Below are 14,502 nucleotides of genomic sequence, written 5' to 3'. Positions count from 1 at the left end.
CCGTTGCACGCGCACCCGCTGCTCAGGCGTCGAGGGCCGCCTCGACCGTCTCGTGCACGGTGAACACCTGGAGCAGCGCGGTGATCCGGAAGACCTTGAGCAGCCGCTCGGAGTCGATCACCAGCTGCAGCTGACCGCCGGCCAGCCGGACCTTCTTCAGGGTGCCGACGAGCACGCCGAGCCCGGTCGAGTCCATGAACCTCACCGCTCGCAGGTCGATGACCAGGTCGGTGCGGTCACGGTCGAGCAGCTCGGACAGCTCGTCGCGCAGGACGTCGGCGGAGGACACGTCGATCTCGCCGTCCACCTCGACGACTGTCCGGGGACCGATGTCCCGGCTGGTCACGCGCACATCCATCGGGGCCCCTCCCTCTGAGCGCATTCAAACAGAGAGACGGCCCTCGCGACGAGGTGCGCTCAGCGCGTCGCCGCGAGGGCTTCCCGGTACTCGCTCGTCGTCCCGTCCGGCCGGACCTCCTGGAGCACGTGGTCGCGCACCCCGAGGTCGGCCAGGACGGCCCCGAGCTCCGCCACGTCGGCGTCGCTCAGGACCGTCGGGTCGACGGTGGTGCGCACCTGCACGTCGACCCCCGCGTCGAGCACCAGTCGCAGCGAGGCGAAGGCGGCGTCCGCGCTGGTCCGCGGCCCGCCGACCTGCGTGATCGCCCGGTACAGCCGCGCGGGTGCCTTCACGTCCAGCCCCACCCAGTCGACGTGCGGGAGCACGGCCTCGAGCCGTCGCGGGTAGGCGCCGGACGTGTGCAGTCCCACGCCGAACCCGGCGTCGTGCACCTGCACCGCGGCCTCGCGCAGCGCCCACTGCATCGTCGGCTCGCCGCCCGAGAACACCAGCCCGTCGAGCAGCCCGTGGCGCCGGTCCAGCAGGTCGAGCACGTCCTCCCACGGGACCTGGCCGGGAGCGCGCGGATCGAGGATCGACGCGTTGTGGCAGTAGGTGCACCGCCACGGGCAGCCCTGCAGGAAGACGGTCGCGACGAGCTTGCCCGGCCAGTCGCACGACGACAGCGGGACCAGACCCGCGACGGCGATCTCCTTCACACGAGCGCCGGCTCTCGGAACGGCGTGCGCTCGGCGTGCTCGCCCTGCTTGCCGATGTTGAACGAGCTGACGGGCCGGTGGTAGCCCATGACCCGGGTCCACACCTCGCACGTCATCCCGCACGTGGTGCACGTCTGGTGCTCGCCCGCGAGGTACCCGTGGTTCGGGCAGATCGAGAACGTCGGCGTCACCGTCAGGTACGGCAGGCGGAAGGTCGACAGGGCGCGCTTGACCAGCTCGCGGCAGGCGTCCGCGGTCGACAGCCGCTCGGCCATGTAGAGGTGCAGCACCGTGCCGCCCGTGTACTTGGTCTGCAGCTCGTCCTGGCGGGTCAGCGCCTCGAACGGGTCGTCGGTGAACCCGACCGGCAGCTGCGAGGAGTTCGTGTAGTACGGGTGGCTGTCGGTGCCGGCCTGCAGGATCCCGGGGAACCGGCGGCGGTCCTCCTTGGCGAACCGGTAGGTGGCACCCTCCGCGGGCGTCGCCTCCAGGTTGTAGAGGTGGCCGGTCGCCTCCTGCAGCTCCACCATCCGCGTGCGGACGTGGTCGAGCAGGCGGATGACCAGCTCGTGCCCGCGCGGGTCGACGATGCCGTACTCGTCGCCCGTGAAGTTCCGGACCATCTCGTGCAGGCCGTTGACGCCGATCGTCGAGAAGTGGTTCTCGAGGGTGCCCAGGTAGCGGCGGGTGTACGGGAACAGGCCGTCGTCGATCAGGCGCTGGATGAGCTCGCGCTTGAGCTCCAGGGACGTGCACGCCAGGTCGATCAGGCGGTCGAGCTGCGCGAACAGGCCGGCCTCGTCGCCCTGGTGCACGTAGCCCAGCCGGCCGCAGTTGACGGTCACGACGCCGATGGAGCCCGTCTGCTCCGCCGACCCGAACAGGCCGTTGCCGCGCTTGAGCAGCTCGCGCAGGTCAAGCTGGAGCCGGCAGCACATCGAGCGCACGTCGCCGGGGTTCAGCTCGGAGTTGAGGAAGTTCTGGAAGTACGGCAGCCCGTACTTGGCGGTCATCGCGAACAGCGCCTCGGCGTTCTCGCTGTCCCAGTCGAAGTCCTTGGTGATGTTGTACGTGGGGATCGGGAACGTGAACACGCGGCCCGAGGCGTCCCCCGTGGTCATGATCTCGATGTACGCGCGGTTGATCATGTCCATCTCGACCTGCAGGTCGCCGTACGTGAAGTCGCACGGCTCCTCGGCGACGAACGGGACCTCGTCGCGCAGGTCGTCCGGGCACACCCAGTCGAACGTGAGGTTGGTGAACGGCGTCTGCGTGCCCCACCGCGACGGCACGTTGAGGTTGTAGACCAGCTCCTGGATGCCCTGGAGCACCTGCGCGTAGGTCAGGCCGTCGAGCCGCACGTACGGCGCGAGGTAGGTGTCGAAGGAGCTGAACGCCTGCGCGCCGGCCCACTCGTTCTGCATGGTGCCCAGGAAGTTGACGATCTGGCCGACCGCGGCGCTGAAGTGGCGCGGCGGGCGCGCGTCGACCTTGCCGGGGACGCCGTTGAGGCCCTCCTGGAGCAGGTTCCGCAGCGACCAGCCGGCGCAGTAGCCGGAGAGCATGTCGAGGTCGTGCACGTGGATGTCGCCCTCGCGGTGCGCTGTGCCGACCTCGGGCGGGTAGACGTGGCTGAGCCAGTAGTTGGCGACGACCTTGCCGCTCGTCTGCAGGATCAGACCGCCCAGCGAATAGCCCTGGTTCGCGTTGGCGGACACCCGCCAGTCGCTCCGATCGAGGTACTCCTCGATCGACGAACCGACGTCCACGACGACCTTCTCCGACATGCCCGTACTCCCTGCTCCACGATGAGGTGCCTCCGACCGCCACCACAACATGCTGTGGTCGGGGCGGTCGATGAGGACTAGATGTAGAGATTTCTATGCCCGCAGCCTGGCGCGAGGTGGGCCTTTGGTCCCGGTCGCCGAACAGTCCCCGTGCGGGGATCGTCGTCGAGCGAGTGAAGTCGCGGCGTGTCGCTCCCGTCACCCTCTGACGAACCGCACGGGGTCGCCCGGACGCAGCTGCCCGAGCCGCCCGAGCGCGTGCCGACGGACCACCGCGACCACCGGGTAGCCCCCCGTCACGGGGTGGTCGACGCCGAACACGACCGGCCGGCCGTCGGGCGGGACCTGCACGGCGCCGACCACCAGACCCTCCGACGGGAGCTCGCGGCCGTCGTACTGGAGGGTCCGCCGGATGGCCGGCCCGTCGAGCCGCACGGCCACCCGGTTCGTCGCCGGAGTGACGCGGTACTCGTGCGGTCCGCACAGCCGGGCCAGCGCGTCGTCGAACCAGTCGGCGTGGGGGCCCGCCACGATCGGCAGGGCGAGCCGTTCCGGACGCACCGGGGCGACGTCCACCAGCGGCCAGTCCCGCGGCGCGGGTCCCACCGGCAGGACGTCCCCCGCGGCCAGCGGCGCCGGTCCCAGGCCTGCCAGCTGGTCCGTGCTGCGCGACCCCAGCACCGGCGGCACGTCGATCCCGCCGCGCACGGCCACGTACGTCCGCAGCCCGAGCTCCACGGTCCCGAGCCGCAGCTCCGACCCGTCGTGCAGCTCGATCACGGCCTCGTGCCCGACCGGCCGACCGTCGATCCACGCGGGCCCTCGACCGCCGGTCAACGCCACGGTCAGGTCCCCGCGGGCGCGCACCAGCAGCCCACCCAGGAGCACCTCGAGCCCGGCCGCACCCTCGTCGTTGGCGACGAGCCGGTTGGCCAGCCGCAGCGCGCCCGCGTCGGCCGCCCCGGAGCGCCCGACGCCGATGTGCGCCCAGCCGGGCCGCCCCAGGTCCTCGACGAGCGTGAGCAGTCCCGGCTCGACGACCTCCAGCGCACTCGTCATGACGCCGCGAACCGCACGCGCGTGCCGGGCTGGAGCAGGGCCGGCGTCTCGCGATCCACGTCGAACAGCTCGACGTCGCACCGGCCCAGCAGCCGCCACCCGCCGGGGGTCGCGGCCGGGTAGACCGCGCTGAACTCGTCGGCGATCGCCACCGAGCCGGCCGGAACGCGCTCGCGCGGGCTGTCCAGCCGCGGCACCCGCAGGAGCGGGTCGAGGCCGACCAGGTACGCGAAGCCCGGCATGAACCCCCCGAACGCCACGGTGTACCGCGCGCCGGTGTGCCGCGCGACCACCTCGTCGACCGTCAGGCCCGTCAGGCGCGCGACGCCGTCGAGGTCGGCGCCGTCGTAGACCACGTCGAGGACGACCTCGGTGGTGCCGGTCTCCCCCGCGGCCTCCGTACGCCCGGCCCACCAGCGCTCGACCGGCAGGCTCCCGGGGTCGGCGCCGTCCCGCACCCGGAGCAGGAGCGTCCGCGCCGCCGGCACCTGGTCGACGATCGCCTCGGCCTCCGGGTCCGTGGCGCGCGCGGCACGGACCGCGTCGTCCAGCGCGCGGACCTCGGCGAGATCCGCGAGCTCGACCAGGACGGCGTCGTCCCCGTAGGGGAGCACCCGCGGCGCGCGCGCGTCGGTCATGCGTCGATCTTGCCGGACCTACGGGACGGTGACGGTCCCGATCAGCTCCGCGACGGCGGTCGCGTTGGTCGACGGACCCGACCCGCCCTCGGCCGACGACGGCGCCACGGTCGCGACCACGAACGCGCGGAGCTCGCCGCTGGGCAGGGCCGCACCCTCGTCGCAGCTCGTCGGCGACGTGCGCACGGAGAAGCTCTGCAGCTGCCCCGGGGGGAGCGTGCCCGTCACGGACTCCCCGGACGCGGCCCAGATGTCCGAGTCCGCCACGATGCGGTCCGCCGCGTCGACGAGTACAACTCGCTCGTCGAGCAGCTCCGCCTCGGCAGTCCCCGACCAGGTCAGCCGGAGGTCGATCGAGTCGTCGCCTCGCACGGACCCGGAGATCCCCACCCGGTCGTCGCCCCGCGGGAGCACCGACACGTCGGCACCGCACCAACGCTCGCGCGAGTTCCCGGAGATCACCAGCGGCTCGCCCGGGCTGAGCGCCAGGCCCCCCTCGTACGGGAGGACCGCGTAGAGCACGTAGTCCCCGTCAGGCAGCACCTTGGTCGCGTCTGGTCCGCCGCACGCCGCGACCGAGAGGTCTCCGCCGCCTGCCATCGAGATCGGTCCGGCCGGGGTCGCGCCGAAGCTCATGAAGTCGGGGCTGGTTGCGACGACGACCCCGTCCTTGGCCACCACCACGCCAATCACCGACCTGAACGTCACGTTCTCCGGGACCCGCACCTCGACGGTCACGGGCACGGCGGAGTAGGTCTCCTCCGGGTAGGTACCCAGCGCCACGGCGAGCTCGAGCGGCGATGCGGCGGCAGGGCGATCGACCGCCCAGCCGCACGTGCCGGGTGCCGCGGCCGGGTCGGCGGTCGGCAGGGTCGTGGCCACCTGGTCGGCGGGGAGCCCCGTCACGGCGGATGTGCCGGGCACGCTTCGCGAGTACCGGTCGAGCAGGCCGGGCGTCTGCGTCGCCGTGACGGCGAGCACGCCCGCCAGTCCGACGCCGCCGGCGGTCCGGGCGGCGGTGCGCGCCGCCCGGCGGTGGCGGATCCGGCGACCGAGCACGGACGGCTCGAGCGTGCCCAGCGGGGCGTGGTCGGCGGCCTCGCGCAGCGCGGAGGACAGGTCGAGGCTCATCGGGTGCTCCTGGTGGCGATCAGGTGGGACTCGGACGGTGCGTCGGGGGCGACGGGACCGAGCACGCGCTCGAGGCCGTGCACGCCGTCGCTGAGGTACCGCTTCACGGCGCCGTCGGAGATCTGCAGCCGGTCGGCGATCTCGGCCACCGGGAGGTCCTCGAAGTACCGGAGCACCACGCACGCGCGGACCCGCGGGGACAGCCCGGCCAGCGCGGCGACGACGTCCCGCCGCGCGTCGACGCCGTGCCGGGGATCGTCCGTGACCTCCGGCGAGGCGAGCAGGTGCCGGACGCTCAGCCACCGCCGTCGGCGGCGGTACCCGTCGATGTACGACGAGAGCATCGTCTGGCGGACGTAGCCCTCCACCGCGGCAGGCACCCGGAGCGTCGCCTTGCGCGCGAGCACCGACACCAGGGCGTCCTGCACCAGCTCCTGGGCGTCCGCCGCATCCCCGGTCAGCAGGTAGCCGTACCGCAGCAGCGCCGGACCGCGCTCACGGACCAGCTGCTCCAGCACGTCCTGCCAGTCCACGCGTGGTGCCTGCTCTCCGTGCTCGAGGTGCGTCGGTCGATCGGCCCGACATCGACCATGACGGACGGGCGGCCCGATTCGTTGGGGTGCTCATCCGGCGAACGGCGCGACCGTCACCCCGTTCGCCCGCAGCTCCGCCCGCACCCTTCGCGCCAGCACCGCGGCCCCGGGGGTGTCCGAGTGCACGCACACGGACTCCGCCACCACCCGGACGTCCGACCCGTCGACCGCTCGCACCACCCCGTGCTGCGCGAGCCGGACCACCCGCGCGGCGACCTCGTCGGCGTCGGTGACCAGCGCCCCCGGCTCGGACCGGGGCACCAGCGTCCCGTCCGCCCGGTAGCCGCGGTCCGCGAAGGCTTCCGCGACCGCGCGTCGACCGGTCCGGGCGGCGATGTCCAGGACCGCGGACCCGGGCAGGCCCAGCACCGGCAGGTCCCCGAGCGCCTCGACGACCGACCGCGCGTGCTCCTCGTGGTGGACGACCGCGTTGTAGAGCGCTCCGTGCGGCTTGACGTAGGCCACGCGCGTCCCTTCGCGACGTGCGATCGCCCGCAACAGCTCGACCTGCTCCGACACCTGCTCCCGCAGCACGTCGGCCGGGACGTCCACGAAGCGGCGGCCGAAGTTCTCGCGGTCCAGGTAGGACACGTGCGCACCGACCGCGACCCCGCGTGCCGCCGCCGCCCGGCAGACCGCGGCCATGATCCGCTCGTCGCCCGCGTGGTAGCCGCACGCGACGTTCGCGCTGGTCACCACGTCGAGCAGCAGCGTGTCGAGGCCGTCGACACCCGCCTCCCAGGCGTCGAGCTCCTCGCCGAGGTCGCAGTTGAGGTCGATCCGCGCCGCCATGCCCCCGATCCTGCCCGACGAGCGCCCGGTGCGAGGATGGTCGCGTGGTGGAACCCGGTGAGCTGCTCGACGTGCTGCTCGCCGCGGGACGCCGCACCGACCGCATGACGCACGTGCGGCACCTCCCGTCCCGCCCGGGTGTGCAGGCGGACTGGCCGTCCTGGGCCGACGCCGACCTGGTCCACGGGTACCGCTCGCTCGGGGTGGACCGGCCGTGGCTGCACCAGGTGGCGGCGGCCGACGCGGCCTGGTCCGGGCGGCACACGGTCCTGGCCACGTCGACCGGCTCCGGCAAGTCCCTCGCGTTCTGGCTCCCCGCCCTGTCGACAGCCCGGTCCGCCGCCGCGGGCTCCCTGCTCGACCCGGGCCGCATCGAGTCGGTGAGCCGCCGCGCGACGACGCTCTACCTCTGCCCGACCAAGGCCCTCGCCGCCGACCAGCTCGCCGCCCTCGACCGGCTGCTCGTCGCCGCGCGGACCCGGGACGTCCGGGTGGCCACCTGCGACGGCGACACCTCGCTCGAGGAGCGCCGCTGGGTCCAGGAGCACGCCGACGTGGTGCTCACCAACCCCGACTTCCTGCACTTCGCCCTGCTCCCCCAGCACCGCCGGTGGGCGCGCCTGCTCGGGTCGCTGCGGTACGTGGTGGTCGACGAGTGCCACGCGTTCCGTGGCGTGTTCGGTGCGCACGTCGGGCTGGTCCTGCGGCGGCTGCGCCGGCTCGCCGCCTCGTACGGTGCGACGCCGACCTTCCTGCTGGCGTCCGCGACCACCTCCGACCCGGCCGTGAGCGCCGCCCGGCTGATCGGCGTCGACCCGTCCGAGGTCACCGCCGTCACTGCCGACGCCTCCCCCGCCGGCCGCAAGACGTTCGTCCTCTGGCAGCCCCCGGAGCTGCCCGGCACGGAGGCCCCGTGGTCCGCGCTGTTGCCTGAGGACGACCCGTGGGCCACCCCGCTCGCGCTGCCGCGGCACGTGACCCGCGGACCGGACGACCTGAGCGTCCCGGCGCCCGACGACGTCTGGGGGGACGGGTCGCCCGCGCCACCCGGGAGGACCGCGGACAGCACCGTGGAGCCCCTTGCCGTCCCGGCAGGTCCGGGTGGTGCGGAGCCGGTCGTGCTGTCGGAGCTGCTCGCCGCCGTCCTCCCCGGCATCGGCCACCCCGCGCCGGGCGAGGGGTCCGGCCCGCTCGGCACGGGCGACCGGATCGTCGCGGAGCCCTCCGACCGTCCGCGGCGTACCGCGACCGCGGAGATCGCCGACCTGCTCGCCGACCTCACCGCCGCGGGCGCCCGCTCGCTCGCGTTCACGCGGTCGCGCCGGGGCGCCGAGTCCGTGGCGGCCACCACCCGCGCGCACCTGCTGGAGATCGACCCCACGCTGGCGGCGTCGGTGTCCGCGTACCGCGGCGGCTACCTGCCCGAGGAGCGGCGGGCCCTCGAGTCGGCGATCCGGTCGGGGGCGCTGCGCGCGCTCGCGACGACGAACGCGCTCGAGCTCGGCGTCGACATCTCCGGGCTCGACGCCGTGCTCATCGCCGGCTGGCCGGGCACCCGGGTGTCGCTGTGGCAGCAGGCAGGACGCGCGGGGCGGGCCGGCACCGACGGGCTGGTGGTCCTGGTGGCCCGCGAGGACCCCCTGGACACGTTCCTGGTGCACCACGCCGAGGCGATCTTCGACACCCCGGTCGAGGCCACGGTCTTCGACACCACCAACCCCTACGTCCTGGCCCCGCACCTGTGCGCCGCCGCGGCCGAGCTGCCGCTGCGCACCGAGGAGCTGGACCTGTTCGGACCGCGCACCGCCGACCTGCTGGGCGAGCTGGTCGAGCGCGGCACCCTGCGCCGCCGGCCGTCCGGGTGGTACTGGACGCACAACGAGCCGGCCAGCCGGCTGACGGACCTGCGCGGGTCCGGCGGTGACCCCGTCCGCGTGGTGGAGTCGGTCACCGGGCGGCTGCTCGGCACGGTCGACGCGGCCTCCGCGGACTCCACCGTGCACGACGGCGCCGTCTACGTGCACCAGGGCGCCACATTCGTCGTCGACGAGCTGCGCCTCGAGGACGGCATCGCCCTGGTGACCCGTCGCGACGTGGACTACGGCACCTGGGCGCGCTGGGTCACGACGACCGAGATCCAGTCCGTCGACGCCGAGGTGCCCTGGGGTCCGGTGACCTGGGGGTTCGGCTCCGTGGACGTGACCACCCAGGTGCTCGGCTACCAGCGCAAGCGCATCCCCGACCTGCAGGTGCTCGGCACCGAGGAGCTGGACCTGCCCGCCCGCACGCTGCGCACGACCGCCGTCTGGTGGACCGCCCCCGCGGAGGTCCTCCTGGCGGCGGGCGTCACCGTCGAAGCCACGCCCGGTGCGCTGCACGCCGCCGAGCACGCGTCGATCGGCCTCCTGCCCCTGCTCGCGACCTGCGACCGGTGGGACCTCGGCGGGCTGTCGACCGCGCTGCACGTGGACACCGAGCAGGCCACCGTCTTCGTGCACGACGCCTACCCCGGCGGTGCCGGCTTCGCGGAGCGCGGCTTCACGCTCGGCGCCACCTGGCTGCGCGCCACCCGCGACGCGATCGCCGCCTGCCGGTGCCTCACCGGCTGCCCCGCCTGCGTGCAGTCGCCGAAGTGCGGGAACGCCAACAACCCCCTGGACAAGGCCGCGGCCGTCCGGCTGCTCGACGTGGTCCTCTCCCACGCCCCGGCGGCCTGACGACACGGTCGGGGCTCGGACCCGCTCCCGCCGAGGCGACCGTCGAGCCGTCACGACCGGGCCGACGCCGGACCGGCGCGCGCCCAGGCCGACGCGGCACCGGTCGCGGTCGGCACCACGACCCGCACGGTCAGCACGCCCTGCCCGTCGTCGCTGCACGCCGCGAGCGTCCCGCCGTTGCGCCGCACGGCCTGGCCGGCCACCGCGCACGGGTCGCCGGACCCTGCCGCCAGCAGCTGGGCAGCACCCGCGAGCGCACCCAGGTCCGCGGCGGTCTGCGCACGCCCCCGGGCCAGCTGCGCGGCGGCCAGCAGCCCGAGCAGTCCTGCCACGACGAGCAGCACCGCGACGAGGGCCAGCAGCAGGACCGTCCCCGACCCCCGCTCACCGCCGCGGCGCGCACGGGCCGCCGCCGACGCCAGCCACGTGCGTGGCAGCCTCACGGTGCGGCGCGCACGAGCCAGCTCCGGGGCGAGCCACGTTCGCCGCTCCGGGTGAATGCGTGGCCTGCTCACGGTTCGGCACGGGCGACGGCGGTCGCGTGCGCCCGCAGCGGTGTTCCGCGCCAGGACCCGACCGCGTCGGAGACCGTCACCGTCACCCAGCCCTCGGACCGGCTCACCGCCACCGCGGCACCGTCACCGGCGAGCCGCCGCGCGGTCGCCACGACCTCCCCGTCGGGCTCACCGAGCGCCGCCGAGCGGGCGCCGGCCCGTGCCGCGTCCGTGCAGCGGGTCTGCGCGACCGCGGCGGAGGCCACGGTGAGCAGTGCGACCAGCAGGACGACGACCGCGGGCAGCCCGACCGCGAGCTCGGCCGTGACGCTGCCCCGGTCGTGCCGGCCCGCGGACGTCACAGCGAGAGCGCCTGCCGAATGATGCCCATGAGCAGGCCCTTCACCTCGTTCCCCTTGAGGATGACGACGAGCAGCCCCGCGAAGCCGACGGCGGCGAGCGTCGCGATCGCATACTCGGCGGTCGCCATCCCGGCCTCGGCCAGCTCAGTGCGGGCGTGCCGACCGCGGGCGTGCCAGCCGACGACCGAGCGCGGGAGCACCGCCCGCCGCCGCACCGGCTCAGTCGGATCCGCTGGCGGGCGCGCCCCCCACCCGTCGAGCACCGGGGCGCGGACGGACGTCACGGCTGCGCCCCCCGGTGTCGGGTCGTCGTCGTGCGGCTGGTGGGGCCTCGTGGCGGTGGTGGTGTCGTGGGTCATGACCTCTCCTCTCCGGGAGCGCCGCGAGCTGTGCGGCGCCACGCCAGCCTCGGCGTCACCGAGCGGCTGGAGGGCGGCCGGCAGCTGATCCGTGGACTCCCACGCCCACCCATGGGCTGTGGACGCGTCGACGAGGTGCGTCGGCCGGGCCGTCAGCCGAGCAGGTCCCCGGCCAGGCTCAGGAGCATCGGCACCAGGCCCAGCAGCACGAACGCCGGCAGGAAGCAGAGCCCGAGCGGGAGGACGAGCTGGACGCCCAGCGAGCCCGCGGCCGCGGCGGTACGAGCGCGCCGGTCCCGCCGATGCTTGTCCGCCCTGCCGCGCAGCGCCGGACCGGGCGCGGACCCCGTGCTCCAGCTCGGCTCGAGCGCACCGACGACGTCGTCGACCGGCGAACCCGACCAGGCCGACTCCCACGACGCCCCGAGCAGCAGGGCCGTCGCGCCGCGCGTCAGGGCGTCGCCGCGCTCCCCACCGACGGCAGCTCCCACCGCGGACACCGCACGCGGCACGGAGGCACCGGTGCCGATCGCGACGTCGACGAGGTCGAGCAGCAGCACCGCATCCATCGGGGTGGCCTGCTCCCCCCCGGGGCCGGGTCCGCGTCGGGCGGCCCTCGGGGCCGATCGTGCGCGGGTCGACCACCACGGGCTCGTCGCCACCACCACCGCCGACGCGACGACGAGGCCGAGCACGCCGGGCGTCATCGCCGCCCGGTCGCCCGGGCAGGGCGGGGGTCTCCCGCTCGTCCGGCCCGGGACAGGAGCGCGGACGTCCACCACCGCCCCACGAGCAGGAGCACCACGCCGAGCAGCGCCGAGGTGGTGCCGAGCCCGCCCGAGAGCATCACGCCGACGGGGTCCGCGCCCAGCAGCGCGCCGAGCGCCACGCCGAGCAGCGGGAGCCAGGCGAGGACCTGCGCGGTCGACCGTGGCCCTGCCAGGGCCGCCCGGCGCGCGCCCTCGGCCTCCTCGTCGGCGGCGACCGCGGAGGCGATGCGGTCGAGCACGCCGGCCAGCGGTGCCCCCAGCTCCTCGGACAGGCGGGCCGCCGCGACCACCGCGTGCACCCGCTGCAGGTCCCCGTCGGGCGCGCGGCCGCGGACCAACCGCCGGCGCGGTCGGGAGGTGACCGTCAGCAACGCTCCGACGGTCGGCACCGGACCGTCGGTGACCGTGCCGAGCAGGCGCGACCACGCCTGCGCCGGGGTGGCTCCCGCACGGAGCTGTGCCGAGACGCCCAGGAGCACCTCCGACAGGGTGCCGCCCTGCCGAGGCTCACTCACCGCCGCACCTGCCTGGCCGCGCCGACCATGCGCACGCACCCGACGACCTCCCGTGCCCGCCACCGCCGCGACCGCCAGCGCGACCAGCATCCCCACGAGCGCGCTCATCGTCGCGATCCGGTCACCGCACGCCCCACCGGCAGTCCGAGACGGGCAGCCAACGACGGCCACGCGGGCCCCGCCGTCGTCACGCCCGTCGGCTCGACCCGCAGCGCGCACGCCACCTCCAGGTCACCCGAGGCCGCACGGTGGACGACGCCCACCTCCGCCACGTACCGGCGGTCAGCCCTGCGCAGGTGGAGGACCGCGTCGAACGCGCTCGCGGCCTGCGCGGCGACGGCCTCGCGGGACATCCCCGCCAGCGCGGCGAGCGCCTCGAGCCGGGCGGGCACGTCGGCCGCCGCGTTCGCGTGCACGGTCGCGCAGCCACCGTCGTGCCCGGTGTTCAGGGCGGCGAGGACCTCGCGCACCTCGGCGCCGCGGCACTCGCCGAGGACGATCCGGTCGGGGCGCATCCGCAGGGCGTGCCGCACGAGGGCGGCCAGGTCCACCCGCCCCGCACCGTCGACGTTCGCGTGCCGCGCGAGCAGCCGGACCACGTGCGGGTGCGCCGGCGCGAGCTCGCCGGCCTCCTCCACCACCACGAGCCGTTCGTCGTGCGGGACGAGCGACAACAGCGCCGCCAGCAGCGTGGTCTTGCCCGAGCCGGTCGCGCCCGAGACCAGCAGGTTGGCGCGCGTGGACACCAGCGCCCGGACCACGGGCACGAGGGCGGGCGCCAGGGTGCCGGACGCCACGAGCTGCTCGATCGTGAACGCGCGCGACCGCACCACCCGCAGGCTGATCAGCGCACAGCTCTCCGCGAGCGGCGGAAGGACGGCGTGCAACCGGGTCCCGTCCGGCAGCCGCGCGTCGACCGCCGGCGAGGCGTCGTCGAGGCGCTGGCCACCCGCCGCCGCGAGCCGGACCGCGAGCGCGCGGACGTCGTCGACGCCGCCCAGGTCCACGTCTGCCCTGGTCAGCCGGCCGGCCCGCTCCACCCACACGTCGCGCGGCCCGTTGACCAGGACGTCGGTGACCTCGGGGTCGTCGAGGAACGCCTGCAGCCGACCCGCACCGAAGAGCTCGTCGCGCACCGTCCTGGTCACCGCGGTGAGCGCGCTGGACCCGAGCACCGCGCCGACGTCTCGAGCCGCCGCGTCGACGACGACCCCGAGCGCCTCCCCGGTCCCTGACGCGCCCAGCCTCGTCCGCACGGCGTCGAGGAAGTCCGGTCCGACCCCACGCGCGAGCGCGGTCACCGCAGGCTCCGCTCGAGCGTGGCGACGATCCGGGCGACCGCGCGGGTGGTCCGGCCACCGGTGGGCACCCCGCCTCGTTCCAGGGCGGCGAGCACCCGCCGGTCCGTGGGCAGCCTGGCGAGGACCGGGAGGTCGACCGCCTCGGCCAGCTCCGCGGTGCCCAGACCCCCCGGGGCCGGACCGCGCACGACCAGCGACGCCGCCACCCCGTCACCCAGGTGGGGCCGCATCGCGAGGATCCCGGCGACCGTGCGCAGGTCCCGCGGTGCCACGACGAGCACCGCGTCGCACGCCTCCACGAGCGACTCCCCCGCCACGACCGCCGCGCGGTCCAGGTCCAGCACGAGCGCCCCGGTCGCCAGGGTCAGGGCGTGCAGGACGTCGGCGACGACCGCGGGCTCGGGCGGCCCAGGCCGCGCACGGTCGGCGCTGAGCACCGCGCACGATCCCCACCGGGGCAGCAGCGCCAGCACGTCCGCCCCCGAGACCTCGCCTCGCGCGTCGGCGAGGTCCGGCCACCGCACCCCGTCGGCACCCTCGAGCCCCAGCAGGACGTCGATGCCACCCGAGGCGCGGTCGAGGTCCACCAGGGCGGTCGCGGTCCGGCGCGCGAGCTGCCGGGCGAGCGCGGCCGCGAGCGTCGAGGCGCCGCCGCCCCCGCGTCCCGCCACCACGCCGACCACGAGCGCGCGGCGGGGACCGGGGGCGACCGACGGCCAGGTCGGTGAGGCGGAGGGAGCGCCCGTGAGGGGGGTCATCGGGTTCGCCTTCCGTCGGGGTCCGACCTGGCCGCCGGCGCACGACGAGCATGGCTGCGACCGACGGGCCGGCCGGCGGCGCGGCGTGGATCTGGGGAAGCCGACCGGGGACTGCTGGGCTGAGGGCGGCTCGCCAACGTGTGGGCGTCGGCCACTAGGCTCGCCGC

16 protein-coding genes are annotated in these 14,502 nt (G+C 75.2%); 1 reads left to right on the top strand and 15 read right to left on the bottom strand.

Features of this window, described 5'->3' with window-relative positions; genetic code table 11:
- Nucleotides 1–22 precede the first annotated feature (22 nt).
- The 8 genes from ASD18_RS06975 to ASD18_RS06940 all read right to left on the bottom strand — a co-directional run bounded on the left by ASD18_RS06975 (nucleotide 23) and on the right by ASD18_RS06940 (nucleotide 7,059).
- Nucleotides 23–358: an STAS domain-containing protein gene (locus ASD18_RS06975; protein WP_056088560.1), complete on the bottom strand. Its 336-nt coding sequence runs from the start codon at nucleotides 356–358 to the stop codon at nucleotides 23–25.
- A gap of 59 nt (nucleotides 359–417) precedes the next feature.
- A complete protein-coding gene (locus ASD18_RS06970) occupies nucleotides 418–1,059 on the bottom strand; it encodes an anaerobic ribonucleoside-triphosphate reductase activating protein (RefSeq protein ID WP_056088556.1) in 642 nt (213 codons plus the stop codon).
- On the bottom strand, nucleotides 1,056–2,846 hold the full coding sequence (locus ASD18_RS06965) for a ribonucleoside triphosphate reductase (RefSeq protein WP_056088554.1): 1,791 nt from the start codon (nucleotides 2,844–2,846) through the stop codon (nucleotides 1,056–1,058). Before ASD18_RS06965 ends, ASD18_RS06970 begins: the two co-directional genes overlap by 4 nt.
- Before the next feature lie 198 nt (nucleotides 2,847–3,044).
- On the bottom strand, nucleotides 3,045–3,905 hold the full coding sequence (locus ASD18_RS06960) for a biotin-dependent carboxyltransferase family protein (protein WP_056088551.1): 861 nt from the start codon (nucleotides 3,903–3,905) through the stop codon (nucleotides 3,045–3,047).
- Nucleotides 3,902–4,543, bottom strand: a complete 642-nt coding sequence (locus tag ASD18_RS06955) for an allophanate hydrolase subunit 1 (protein ID WP_056088548.1) — start codon at nucleotides 4,541–4,543, stop codon at nucleotides 3,902–3,904. The genes ASD18_RS06960 and ASD18_RS06955 overlap by 4 nt, the downstream gene beginning before the upstream one ends.
- Nucleotides 4,544–4,561: 18 nt before the next feature.
- Nucleotides 4,562–5,674 carry a hypothetical protein gene (locus tag ASD18_RS06950; RefSeq protein ID WP_056088546.1) on the bottom strand — a complete coding sequence of 371 codons (1,113 nt, stop codon included), beginning with the start codon at nucleotides 5,672–5,674 and terminating at the stop codon, nucleotides 4,562–4,564.
- Nucleotides 5,671–6,207 (bottom strand): sigma-70 family RNA polymerase sigma factor, encoded by a 537-nt coding sequence (locus ASD18_RS06945; protein WP_056088544.1) that lies wholly within the window; start codon nucleotides 6,205–6,207, stop codon nucleotides 5,671–5,673. The genes ASD18_RS06950 and ASD18_RS06945 overlap by 4 nt, the downstream gene beginning before the upstream one ends.
- 90 nt (nucleotides 6,208–6,297) lie before the next feature.
- The gene (locus ASD18_RS06940; RefSeq protein ID WP_056088542.1) at nucleotides 6,298–7,059 is read right to left on the bottom strand and encodes a LamB/YcsF family protein; all 762 of its coding nucleotides are present in this window, start codon (nucleotides 7,057–7,059) and stop codon (nucleotides 6,298–6,300) included.
- A 104-nt stretch (nucleotides 7,060–7,163) separates the two neighbouring features.
- Between ASD18_RS06940 and ASD18_RS06935 the strand changes: the two genes are divergently transcribed.
- Complete coding sequence (locus tag ASD18_RS06935; protein ID WP_082573922.1) at nucleotides 7,164–9,776, top strand: DEAD/DEAH box helicase; 2,613 nt, start codon at nucleotides 7,164–7,166, stop codon at nucleotides 9,774–9,776.
- 50 nt (nucleotides 9,777–9,826) lie between these two features.
- Here ASD18_RS06935 and ASD18_RS06930 read toward each other — a convergent pair whose 3' ends face one another.
- The 7 genes from ASD18_RS06930 to ssd all read right to left on the bottom strand — a co-directional run bounded on the left by ASD18_RS06930 (nucleotide 9,827) and on the right by ssd (nucleotide 14,335).
- Nucleotides 9,827–10,219, bottom strand: coding sequence for an Rv3654c family TadE-like protein (locus tag ASD18_RS06930; protein WP_235522282.1), 393 nt, complete (start codon nucleotides 10,217–10,219; stop codon nucleotides 9,827–9,829).
- A 68-nt stretch (nucleotides 10,220–10,287) separates the two neighbouring features.
- Nucleotides 10,288–10,632, bottom strand: coding sequence for a TadE family type IV pilus minor pilin (locus ASD18_RS06925; RefSeq protein ID WP_056088537.1), 345 nt, complete (start codon nucleotides 10,630–10,632; stop codon nucleotides 10,288–10,290).
- Nucleotides 10,629–10,991: a DUF4244 domain-containing protein gene (locus tag ASD18_RS21510; RefSeq protein WP_056088534.1), complete on the bottom strand. Its 363-nt coding sequence runs from the start codon at nucleotides 10,989–10,991 to the stop codon at nucleotides 10,629–10,631. Before ASD18_RS21510 ends, ASD18_RS06925 begins: the two co-directional genes overlap by 4 nt.
- A gap of 152 nt (nucleotides 10,992–11,143) precedes the next feature.
- Complete coding sequence (locus tag ASD18_RS06915; RefSeq protein ID WP_056088533.1) at nucleotides 11,144–11,698, bottom strand: type II secretion system F family protein; 555 nt, start codon at nucleotides 11,696–11,698, stop codon at nucleotides 11,144–11,146.
- A complete protein-coding gene (locus ASD18_RS06910) occupies nucleotides 11,695–12,384 on the bottom strand; it encodes a hypothetical protein (RefSeq protein ID WP_056088530.1) in 690 nt (229 codons plus the stop codon). Before ASD18_RS06910 ends, ASD18_RS06915 begins: the two co-directional genes overlap by 4 nt.
- Nucleotides 12,381–13,577 carry a TadA family conjugal transfer-associated ATPase gene (locus ASD18_RS06905; protein ID WP_056088526.1) on the bottom strand — a complete coding sequence of 399 codons (1,197 nt, stop codon included), beginning with the start codon at nucleotides 13,575–13,577 and terminating at the stop codon, nucleotides 12,381–12,383. The genes ASD18_RS06910 and ASD18_RS06905 overlap by 4 nt, the downstream gene beginning before the upstream one ends.
- A complete protein-coding gene (gene ssd / locus ASD18_RS06900; RefSeq protein WP_056088524.1) occupies nucleotides 13,574–14,335 on the bottom strand; it encodes a septum site-determining protein Ssd in 762 nt (253 codons plus the stop codon). The genes ASD18_RS06905 and ssd overlap by 4 nt, the downstream gene beginning before the upstream one ends.
- Nucleotides 14,336–14,502: the final 167 nt, after the last annotated feature.

The sequence above is a fragment of the Cellulomonas sp. Root137 genome, from assembly GCF_001426725.1.
In the GTDB taxonomy this organism is placed as follows: Bacteria; Actinomycetota; Actinomycetes; order Actinomycetales; family Cellulomonadaceae; genus Cellulomonas.
This window is presented reverse-complemented; position numbering and strand designations above follow the sequence as displayed.